This is a genomic window from Paracoccus zhouxuedongae (genome assembly GCF_041927815.1).
Lineage (GTDB): Bacteria > Pseudomonadota > Alphaproteobacteria > Rhodobacterales > Rhodobacteraceae > Paracoccus.
Genome location: NZ_JBHFHM010000020.1, coordinates 22,092 through 31,828, shown reverse-complemented (window position 1 = coordinate 31,828; position 9,737 = coordinate 22,092). Strand labels below are relative to the sequence as shown.

Annotated in this window: 11 protein-coding genes, 1 pseudogene and 1 riboswitch; of the genes and pseudogenes, 3 read left to right on the top strand and 9 right to left on the bottom strand. The window is 66.1% G+C overall.

Features of this window, described 5'->3' with window-relative positions; genetic code table 11:
• Positions 1-283 precede the first annotated feature (283 nt).
• The gene (locus ACEYYA_RS14915) at positions 284-445 is read left to right on the top strand and encodes a hypothetical protein (RefSeq protein WP_374801715.1); all 162 of its coding nucleotides are present in this window, start codon (positions 284-286) and stop codon (positions 443-445) included.
• A 246-nt stretch (positions 446-691) separates the two neighbouring features.
• Positions 692-903, top strand: a pseudogene (locus ACEYYA_RS14910) (IS5/IS1182 family transposase); the annotation flags it as partial.
• 240 nt (positions 904-1,143) lie between these two features.
• Here the strand turns inward: ACEYYA_RS14910 and ACEYYA_RS14905 are convergent.
• The 9 genes from ACEYYA_RS14905 to ACEYYA_RS14865 all read right to left on the bottom strand — a co-directional run bounded on the left by ACEYYA_RS14905 (position 1,144) and on the right by ACEYYA_RS14865 (position 8,584).
• Positions 1,144-1,422, bottom strand: a complete 279-nt coding sequence (locus ACEYYA_RS14905) for an SH3 domain-containing protein (protein WP_374801714.1) — start codon at positions 1,420-1,422, stop codon at positions 1,144-1,146.
• 196 nt (positions 1,423-1,618) lie between these two features.
• Positions 1,619-2,380 carry an ABC transporter ATP-binding protein gene (locus tag ACEYYA_RS14900; protein WP_374801713.1) on the bottom strand — a complete coding sequence of 254 codons (762 nt, stop codon included), beginning with the start codon at positions 2,378-2,380 and terminating at the stop codon, positions 1,619-1,621.
• On the bottom strand, positions 2,377-3,414 hold the full coding sequence (locus tag ACEYYA_RS14895) for a FecCD family ABC transporter permease (protein ID WP_374801712.1): 1,038 nt from the start codon (positions 3,412-3,414) through the stop codon (positions 2,377-2,379). The genes ACEYYA_RS14900 and ACEYYA_RS14895 overlap by 4 nt, the downstream gene beginning before the upstream one ends.
• The gene (locus tag ACEYYA_RS14890) at positions 3,411-4,418 is read right to left on the bottom strand and encodes an ABC transporter substrate-binding protein (RefSeq protein ID WP_374801711.1); all 1,008 of its coding nucleotides are present in this window, start codon (positions 4,416-4,418) and stop codon (positions 3,411-3,413) included. Before ACEYYA_RS14890 ends, ACEYYA_RS14895 begins: the two co-directional genes overlap by 4 nt.
• Positions 4,419-4,604: 186 nt before the next feature.
• Positions 4,605-5,378 carry a class I SAM-dependent methyltransferase gene (locus ACEYYA_RS14885; RefSeq protein WP_374801710.1) on the bottom strand — a complete coding sequence of 258 codons (774 nt, stop codon included), beginning with the start codon at positions 5,376-5,378 and terminating at the stop codon, positions 4,605-4,607.
• On the bottom strand, positions 5,375-5,788 hold the full coding sequence (locus tag ACEYYA_RS14880) for a pseudoazurin (RefSeq protein ID WP_374801709.1): 414 nt from the start codon (positions 5,786-5,788) through the stop codon (positions 5,375-5,377). The genes ACEYYA_RS14885 and ACEYYA_RS14880 overlap by 4 nt, the downstream gene beginning before the upstream one ends.
• Positions 5,785-6,558 carry an ABC transporter ATP-binding protein gene (locus tag ACEYYA_RS14875; RefSeq protein WP_374801708.1) on the bottom strand — a complete coding sequence of 258 codons (774 nt, stop codon included), beginning with the start codon at positions 6,556-6,558 and terminating at the stop codon, positions 5,785-5,787. Before ACEYYA_RS14875 ends, ACEYYA_RS14880 begins: the two co-directional genes overlap by 4 nt.
• Positions 6,555-7,580 carry a FecCD family ABC transporter permease gene (locus tag ACEYYA_RS14870; RefSeq protein ID WP_374801717.1) on the bottom strand — a complete coding sequence of 342 codons (1,026 nt, stop codon included), beginning with the start codon at positions 7,578-7,580 and terminating at the stop codon, positions 6,555-6,557. Before ACEYYA_RS14870 ends, ACEYYA_RS14875 begins: the two co-directional genes overlap by 4 nt.
• A 5-nt stretch (positions 7,581-7,585) precedes the next feature.
• A complete protein-coding gene (locus tag ACEYYA_RS14865) occupies positions 7,586-8,584 on the bottom strand; it encodes an ABC transporter substrate-binding protein (protein WP_374801707.1) in 999 nt (332 codons plus the stop codon).
• A 168-nt stretch (positions 8,585-8,752) separates the two neighbouring features.
• A riboswitch (cobalamin riboswitch) is annotated at positions 8,753-8,956 on the bottom strand.
• 248 nt (positions 8,957-9,204) lie between these two features.
• On the opposite strand from ACEYYA_RS14865, the gene ACEYYA_RS14860 reads away from it, so the two are divergent.
• Complete coding sequence (locus ACEYYA_RS14860) at positions 9,205-9,621, top strand: hypothetical protein (RefSeq protein WP_374801706.1); 417 nt, start codon at positions 9,205-9,207, stop codon at positions 9,619-9,621.
• Positions 9,622-9,737: the final 116 nt, after the last annotated feature.

The window sequence follows — 9,737 nt, the reverse complement described above, 5'->3', positions numbered from 1 at the left end:
AAAAGGTTGCTCATGATCCAGTCTCCTTGCGGAGCGTGAATCAGGCCGCATCCAAAAGATCAATGGGTCCTGACCCTGGTGACGCCAATCCCGCTATCCTAGGACAAGATCGGGGGCTCCACCCCAACCGTGATATCGCTCGCGTCGACAGCCTTGCGTGCGGCGCACATCTGCACCCAGAGATAGCCCCTACTTGCGGCATTTTAAAATTAAATCAGTAGTTTGGACTTTCTTGTCCAACTGTCTCCGCAATGTCTTCGACATCTTGAAACGGAGGTTGCCCATGCCTGCCAATACCCACGCCATCACCGGCCACGGGGCAAACTGCTTCGCCGCCGGCGACCATTTCATTGCCTGCCACAGGTCCGAACCCGCGACCGGCATCCGCGCCCGGTTCGACAGGCTCGATCGACCTGCCACGGGATTTTTCCTCCGTCTGCGATGATAGTCCGGTCCAACGAGAGGCCGGATGGTGAAGACGGCACGGCGGACCGAGGAACAGATCATTGGCATCTTGCAGGAGGTTGTCGGCGCGACCTCTGTCGGCCGCTCGGCATATCGGATCGACAGGTCATGGCTGCCTCGATCGCTAACTGGATCAGCTTGGCAGCCTCGGACGGTGCGCGCTGACAGATGGCCTGATTCAGCGCGTCGAGGGCGAGCGCGGTGGTCATTGAGGTGGAAGCACGCCGCCACGCGGCATCAGGGCAAGGCGTGCTTGAAGCGATGGACCGGACACCATGTCCGAGGCTGGATCGAGGCGACGATGAGCTGTCTCAGGCCTTCGGTGAACGCATCGCTGCCCGAAACCCGTCTCGCCAAACTGGAGAAATCCATGTCCTCATCTCGCTCATGAACCGCTTCTCGGCGCTCGGCTCCTCCGAGGTCGTCCGCGTAGCATGACCCGGAAGGGGAAAGGGTCGGTCACGGCCCAAGCGAACGCGCGCCCACTCGCTCAGCTTGCGGCGCAGGGTCGTGTCATGAAGTTCCGCAGCGGTGGTGCCAGCCTTCTCGGCTTCGCTGCTGAACAATGCGCTGCACGCGCGACCGACCTGATGGCCAAGCGGCACCGCAAGATGTGCCTGCCGACGGCGACGGACGCTGACGCGGTGGCGCGGGCTGCGCCGCGTCAGCCGCCTGACCTTAGCGATGCGCCAGATAGTCAGCCGCGACGTAACCCGAGACGTTCGGCCGGTCGGTCAGCACCACCCGGCACCACAGTTTGCCCTTGGTCGTCATGCAATTCTGCCGGGTCAGCCGGGTGCCGTCCGGCAGGCCGATTATGATGCGATGCTCCAGACCCGGCCCTTCGCGCAGCTTCAGCAGGTCATCGGGGCCTGCGCCCCTGACCACGACAGCGGAACCGACAGCACAGCCCGCAACAAGGCTGAGGGCGAAAAGAGGGGCAAGATATGTTCGCATGACCTGTCCTGTATCGTTTCGGCAAGATTACGACAGCGGGGCGCGAAAGGACAACACCGAAGGACAACCGATGGCGCGGGCAAAGACCCTTGCCTGATCGCGTGGAACCCGGTGGCCATGGTGCTGGCGCGCCCGGACGCACCGCGCCGTGGCGGTGCCGGGCGCCTGTGCGTCAACGGGGGCGGGGGCGCCCGGATCAGCGCAGAAACCTGATATGCGGCCCGTCAGCGCCTTGTGCGGGCGTGATCTCGGCGCGCACGCGGAATATGTCGTGCAAAAGGCCGTGGGTCAGCACGCTTGCCGGATCGCCCGAGGCGACCACCGCCCCGGCCTGCAAGACGATGATCCGGTCACAGAACATCGCCGCAAGGTTCAGGTCGTGAAGGGCGACGATGCTGGTCAGGTCAAGCCCCCGGATCAGACGCAGGATTTCGATCTGGTGGTGGATGTCCAGATGGTTGGTCGGTTCGTCCAGGAACATGACCTGCGGGGTCTGCGCCAGCGCGCGGGCGATATGCACACGCTGACGCTCGCCGCCTGAAAGGGTCTGCCACGACTGCCGAAGGTGGCGCTGCATGTCGACCTGGGCAAGGGCGCCGGTGACGGCGGCCTCGTCACGCTCGCCCCAGCCCCCCAGGGCTGATCGATGCGGCGTTCGGCCAAGGCGCACCACGTCCTGAACGGTGACGCTGGTTTCGGTGGACGCGCTTTGCTGAACAAAGGCCACCTCACGCGACAGGGCCTTGCGCGGCACCTGCGCGATGTCGCGCCCGTTGATGGCCACGGACCCGCGCCACGGCCGCCGCAGCCCCGCCAGCAGCCGCAGAAGCGAGGATTTGCCCGACCCGTTCGGCCCGACCAGCCCCAGCGTCTGCCCCTTGGCGACTGCCATCGACACATCGCGCACGATCATCTTGCGCCCGACGCCCCAGCACAGGTTTTCGGCGCGGATCGTCATGCTTTCGGCCTTGCGCGGTAAAGGATGAGGGCAAAGAAGGGCACGCCGACAAGCGCGGTGACGACACCGATGGGAATGGTCTGTTGCGGCACCAGCACCCGCGACACGATATCCGCCGTGACCATGAAAACCGCCCCGACCAAGGCGCTGGCGGGCAACAGGCGCATATGCATCGGCCCGACGACATAGCGGGCGGCATGGGGCACCACCAGGCCGACAAAGCCGACCGCGCCGATCATGCTGACAATCGTCGCGGTCATCATGGCCGTGACCGCAAACAGGATCAGCCGGATGCGGCCAACGGGCACGCCAAGGGCGGCGGCGTCCTCATCCCCGAAGGTGAAGGCGTCCAGCGCCCGCCCCAGCCAGATGCAGATGCCAAGCCCAAACGGCACGATCACCAGCAGCAGGTGGAAATCCGGCCAGCGCACGCCGCCAAAGCTGCCCAGCAGCCAGAACATGACGTTGCGCACCTGTTCGGCATTGCCCGAGGTGGTGGTGATATAGGATGTCAGCGCGCTGAAAAGCTGTGATGCGGCGACCCCGGCAAGGATGGTGTGGTTGGGACCGCTGGTCCCGCCATTCGACAACAACGCCACTACACCGAAGGCCGCAAAGGCCCCCGCAAAGGCGCCCAGCGACAGGGAAACGCCGCCCGCGCCTACCCCCAGCACGATCACGCAGACCGCCCCGGTCGAGGCCCCCGCCGACACGCCCAGCACGAAAGGCTCGGCCAGCGGGTTGCGTAGCAGCGCCTGAAGGATCGCCCCGCACAAGGCAAGGCCCGCCCCCGCAAGCGCTGCGACAAGCGCCCGGCTCAACCGCAGATCCCAGACGACGCTTTGTTCGATGGGCGACAGCGCGGCATCGGTGAACCCCAGCTTGTTGGTGATCGCAAGCACGACCGACGGCAGGCCGATCGTGTAATCCCCGATCGCGGTCGCCAGTGCGATGGCGACGATCAGCGCGACAAACGCGGCAACCAGCAGCAGCGCCAGCCGCAGCGACGGGCCTTCGGACAGCCAGGGCGTCATTTCCGCAGATCAAACCCGTCAAGCTGTCTGGCCAGCGCCTCGGCGCCGAACAGGGTCTGGACGCTGGGGTTCATCGCTTGCCCGGGGATCACGGCGATGCGACCGGCCCTCACGACCTCCATCTGGCTGACGAGGGGATCGCCCTTCAGGAAGGCGACCTTGTTGTCGGCATCGTCCAGGTTCCAGCGGGCGCGGTCCACCTGCGCGGCGACGATCACCGTGGGATTGGCCGCCATGATGCCCTCCCAACCCAGGGTGGGCCATTCCGTTTCGGACCTGACCGCATTGGCGCCCCCCAGAACATCCGCGATATAGCCCGACGGGCCGTTGCCGCCTGCCAGATAGGCATCGTCATCGGGCGAGGGGCTTGAGAACCAGAACAGGAAGGTCAGATCATCGCGGGCCTTGAACTGCTCGCGCAGCGCGCCCTCGCGCGATTTCAGGTCGCGGATCAGCGCCTGGCCCCGGTCGGCCACATCGAAGATGCGCGACAGATCGTCGATTTCCTGATACATCAGATCCATCGACCAAAGCTTGTCGCGCGCGCCATAGACATCGCCTGATGTCTGCGTCACCGAACAGGCGCTAGGCGAAAGATAGGTCGGGATCCCCAGCTTTTCAAAATCGTCGCGCTTGGCGACCTTGCTGTCCGGCCCCATCAGCGTGACCAGCATCGCCGCGACGAAATCGGGCTGTTTCGCCAAAACGGCTTCCAGCGTCGGAAACTCTTTCGTCAGGGTCTCGACCTTGGCATTGGCGTTTGCGACCTCGGGCAGGACATCGTTCGGCCAGAAGGCGGTGGCCCCCATCCGGTCCTCAAGCCCCAGAAGATACATGATCTCTGCGCTGTTCTGCCCCAGCGCGACCGCGTTCTTCGGTGCGCCTTGAAAGGTGACGGTCTGGCCGCAGTTCGTGATCTCAAGCGGGTAGATGGTGGGGTCGGCCTGCGCCATGGTGGCGATCAGGCTGATCGTGGCGGCGGCAAGCGGGCGGTGAAAGGTCATGATGCAGGCTCGTGCTGGTCGAATCCTGGCTGGGATAGCACGGCGGAAAATATTTGACTAGTTTAGTTGGTTATTGGTCGGATGCAGCATTCGGCACCGCGCCAAAGGGCGGTTCACGGGCTTCGCCCCGTAACCGTCTGATCGCCGGGTCCGCCAGGGCGGCGGACCGGGATCGCTGATCGCAATCTAGCCCGCAGGCTTTTCGGCCACCATGATGAAGCGGTCGTAAACCCGCGTGCGCAGCGCGTTGCGCAGTCCGTTCGTGCGGCGCTGCGCGCGGGCGATGGGTGTGTGGGGCAGCACCCTGACCCCGGCAAATCCCGCCGCCTCCAGCATCGGCGCCAGCCGCGCGGCGCTCAGCCCGTCGCCAAAGGGAAGGCGCTGCATGATCGTGGCATGCGCCTCGCCTGTCGCGCCGTCGTAATGGGGATCGGGCGAGTAACGGTCCCACAGGGTCAGCAGCCACGCCGCCCACCGACCCGAAGGCTTGGGGCGCGACCAGTCGCCATCATAGATCAGCAACCGCCCGCCTGGCCGCAGGATGCGGAACCAGTCTGCAAAGGCGGCGGCGGGATCGACCAGCGTCCAGACCAGATGCCGGCACAGGATCGCGTCGTAACGGGCATCCGGCTCCATCGTCTGTCCTGCATCGGCATGCAGAAACCGCAGCCGGGCCTTGCCCGCATGTTTGGCGCGGGCGACGGTCAGCATGGCTTCGGAAAAATCCAGCGCCGTCACCTCGTGGCCAAGATCGTGGACAAGGCGCGTGACCTCACCTGTGCCGCAGGCAAGTTCCAGCACATGCGCCGGCGGCGCGGGCAGATGCGCGCGCATCGGCTGTGACCAGGCTGCGGCCTCGGCACCCGGCGCGATCCGGTGGCCGAATGCAAGGTCAAAGGTTTCCGCCCGGCGCGACCAGTAGTCGCGGATATCCTCGACCAGATCGCGGTTCGCGTTCACGGCTTTTGCCCAAGGATCGCGTCGAACCGCTGCTTCGCCCGCGCCGGCACGTTGGCCGGGATCTCGGCCTCCGCATCCTCGCCCACGTCGATCACCATGACCATGCCCATCGCATAATGGGGCGAGCATTTGATCCCGTAGCGGCCAGGGACGGTCAGCGTCACCTCGAACTCCTCGTTGATCTTCGACTTCCACGCCTCCGCGCCGTCCGGGATCATGCCGTCGATGGTGGCGGCGTTGTGGCCGGACTGGGTCGGCAGGAAGCGCACCGTATCGCCGGGCGCGATGGTCAGGTGCTGCGGCTCATAGATCATCGGGCCTTCGTCATTGCGGTTCAGCATCTTGACCTCATGGGTCTCGGCCTGCGCCAGGGTGGCGCTCAGCATCAGGATCAGTGCGGCGAGTTTCATGATTGCTCCGTCAGGCAGTGAAAACGATGGATGGTGGCGCCGTCATGCGCGTCGATCAGGGGACGCGCGCCGACGCGAAAGATCTCGGCCATTCGCGGGCCGGTCAGCACAGTCGCGGGCGGGCCGCAGGCGACAAGGCGGCCCGCCGCCATGATCGCCAGCCGGTCGCAGCCCATCGCCTGATTGAGATCGTGCAGCGCGACCGCGACCGTGACCGGCAGTTGCAGGACCAGCCGCAGCACCGACAGCTGATGATGAATGTCCAGGTGATTGGTCGGCTCGTCCATCAGAAGCAGCCGGGGCTGCTGCGCAAGGGCGCGGGCGATATGGGTGCGCTGCCGCTCGCCCCCCGACAGGGTGGCCCAGTGCTGGCGCGCAAGATGGGTGATGCCAAGGGTCTGCATCGCACGATCGACGATGGCGTCGTCATCGGCACCGCGTGGCGACAGCGCCGATTGCCAGGGGGTGCGGCCCAGTTCGACGGCGTCGCGGACGGTCAGCGCCTCGGCAGTGTCGGCGTGCTGTTCGACAAGCGCCACGCGCTGCGCCACCTCACGCCGGGTCAGGCGGGGCAGGGGGGTGTCGTCCAGCCGCACCTCGCCCCCGGCACGCGGCAACAGGCCCGCGATCAGCCGCAGCAGCGTGGACTTGCCGGATCCGTTCGGGCCGACGATGCCCAGCGTCTCGCCCGGCGCGATGTCCAGATCGACATCGGTGACGATGGCCCGCCCGCCCGCTTTCCACGACAGACCGCGTGCCGCGACCCTCATGCCCGGCCCCGCCGGGTGATCAGGATCATCGCAAAGGCGGGCGCGCCGACCAGCGCGGTGACGACCCCGATGGGCACCACCTGCCCAGGGATCAACAAGCGCGAGGCAAGGTCGGCGGCGATCAGGAACACCGCCCCTGCCAGCGCCGTCGCCGGGATCAGCGCCCCGTGGCGCACGCCCACGACGAAGCGCATCGCATGGGGCACCACCAGTCCGACAAAGCCGATCGAGCCGACAAGGCTGACCATCACCGCCGTCATCACCGTGACCGCGCCGATCAGCACGATCTGCACCCGCCGCACGTCGATCCCCAGCGAGGCAGCGGCCCCCGCGCCAAAGGCAAAGGCGTCCATGGCGCGCGTGAACCACAGGCAGACCATCAGCCCCGCCGCGGCCGCCGGTACCGCCAGTGCGACATCGGGCCAGCGCACGCCCGACAGATTGCCCAGCAGCCAGAACATGATGCCCCGCGCCTGTTCGGCATTGGCCGACTTGGCGATGAAGAACGAGGTCAGCGCGTTGAACAGCTGCGAGCCTGCAATCCCGGCCAGCACCAGCTGCGCCGAACCGCCGCCCGCCGCCCGCGCCAGTGCCGCGACCAACAGAAAGGCCAGCGCGGCCCCGACAAAGGCGCCGCCCGAAATGCCGATGGCCCCGGCGCCGACGCCCATGATCGTGACCGCGACGGCCCCGGTCGAGGCCCCGGCCGACACGCCCAGCAGATAGGGATCGGCCAGCGCATTGCGCACCAGCGCCTGCAACACCGCCCCCGACAGTGCCAGCCCCGCGCCACACGCGGCCGCGACCAGCGTGCGCGGCAGCCGATAGAACCAGATGATACCCGCGTCGATGGGGTCGACGACATGGCCCGCCCCCCACAGGTTGTTGGCCAGGACCGCTGCCACCGTCCCCGGCGGCAGCGGCGTTTCGCCGATCACGACGCCCGCCAGAACGGCCAGGGCCAGCACGGCCAGCCCCGCCGCGACCTTCCACAGGCGCGCGTGGATGGGCGAAACAGGCAGAGCCGTCACTTCAGGTCGAACCCGGCCAGCGCCTCGGCCAGCGTTTCCAGCGCGGCGATGTTGCGGATCGAGGGATCCATCGAATGCCCGTCCAGCACCACGATGCGGTCATTCTTCACCGCGTCCATCTGGCTGGCGACCGGATCGGACTTGAGAAAGGCCAGCTTTTGTTCAACGTCGTCGGCCTCGAACCGGCGGCGGTCCATGCGGGCCACCACGATCACCGAGGGGTTGGCGCGGGCGATCGTCTCCCAGCTGACGGTCGGCCATTCCTCGTCGCTTTCGACGACGTTCTTCAGCCCCAGCTGCTCCATCATCCAGCCGGGCGGGCCTTTGCGACCAGCGACATAGGGATCCACGTCCATCTCGGCGGACGAGAACCAGAACACCGCGGATGCGTCCTTCAGCTCCAGCGCGCGGGCCTTGTCGACGGCTGCCTGCTGGCGTGCCTGAAGCTCTGTGACCAGCGCCGTGCCGCGATCCTCGACATCGAAGATCTGCGCCAGCTCGGTCACGCCCTGATAGATGCCCTCGGTCGAGAACATCGCCGTGCGCGTGCCGTCCGCGCCCTTGGAATTGTCCTTGCCGGCGCAGTCGGCGGGCAGGATGTAGGTCGGGATGCCCAGATCGCGGAACTGTTCGCGCGTGGCGACGATGCCCTGCGGGCCGATATGCCATTCATATTGAATCGCGACGATGCCCGGCCGCTTGGTGACCACGCTTTCAAAGCTGGGGTCGTTGTCGGCCAGCCGCTCGACGCCCGCGTTCAGCGTCTCGAACTCGGGCAGGACGCTGGTGAACCAGACCGAGGTGCCCTTCACCTTGTCGCCAAGGCCCAGCGAATACAGGATTTCGGTCGCAGCCTGACCCACGGTGACGGCGCTGTCGGGCGCCTTGTCGAAGGTCACGTCCACGCCGCAATTGGGCAAGGTCAGCGGGTAATCGGTGGCAAAGGCCGGCAGCGCGGCGGTGGTGAAAAGCGTCAGCAGGATGGGTCTGATCATCGTCTGTCTCCGGTCATGAAAGGGGAACCGGACACGGGACGGAAGGCCGCAACCCCGCACAGCCCGCCGCACAGGGCAGCCCGGAAAGGACAGAATTGACGGAACCGGGCCGCGTCGCGACCGCTGGCAAAGGACATCTTGCACCTTCCCGGACACCCCGCCCGGTTTGTTGAAACTCCTGCGTCGGCAGGTCTCCTGACTTGCGGATCGTCGAGCTGGGCAGCCTTCCCGCGGATTGTGACCGCAGTGGCATGATCGCCCACCCCTCACCGCCTACAGTTGCGGGGGCAGTTCCGGTTCGCCATGGCCCGAAGGACAAGGCGGCGGATTCCCTTTCAATTCCTTACGGAAACCGACGGGAATAAGCGTTAACGGGTGTTCGGCCCGGGGGCAAGCGGATAAGTGGGGCGTGGGTAATCGGCAGGTCATGGCCGCCAATCGCGCGCGTCGGGTCGGCGCGGATGCGCTGGATTGAGCCGCCAACCTGTTGCAGCGCATTGGGCCGCCGGGGCCGTCGCGGGGCTGCGCATCAATGCGGCGGCAGGGAGTAGTGCCGGGACCGGTGTTTGAGGCAGAGGCGTTTCGAGATTTCTGACCCTGTTGGGGTCAAATGTGAGCGGATGTGTGTCGGGGTCGGCTACTGGACCAGCAGCCAGAACAACATCGATCCCTATGCCCATACGAACCTGATCGGCCTGGGCCACGGCGAGGCGGACACCAACTTCAAGATCTTCTGGGGTGGCTCGGTCCCCCAGCCGCCTATCGATCTTGGCGCGAACTTCCCCTGCAACACCTCCGGCGTCGACGTCTACGATCTGTCCCTGTTCGCGCCGCCCGGGGCGGGGATCGTGCATTACGAGGTCGCACGCCTGAACACAGGTCATGTCGCCACCGGCACCCTGTCCGGCCCGCCCGGCATCGCTCTGCCGGGCCAGACCACTCTGCTGAGCTATCAATACGCCTGGCGCAGCAACCACACGACTGCCGCCAGCGTCGCATGGGACATCATGTCGGACTATGTCGAGACGGATTTCTGAGTGGGTTGCTGGGTTGTAAACGGGCCGTTTACGAAAATCGACGTCCTGCAAATATCCGTGGCAGAGCCTGCAAATATCCGTGGCGAGCCACACCCATCAGAGCTTCCTTTCGGACT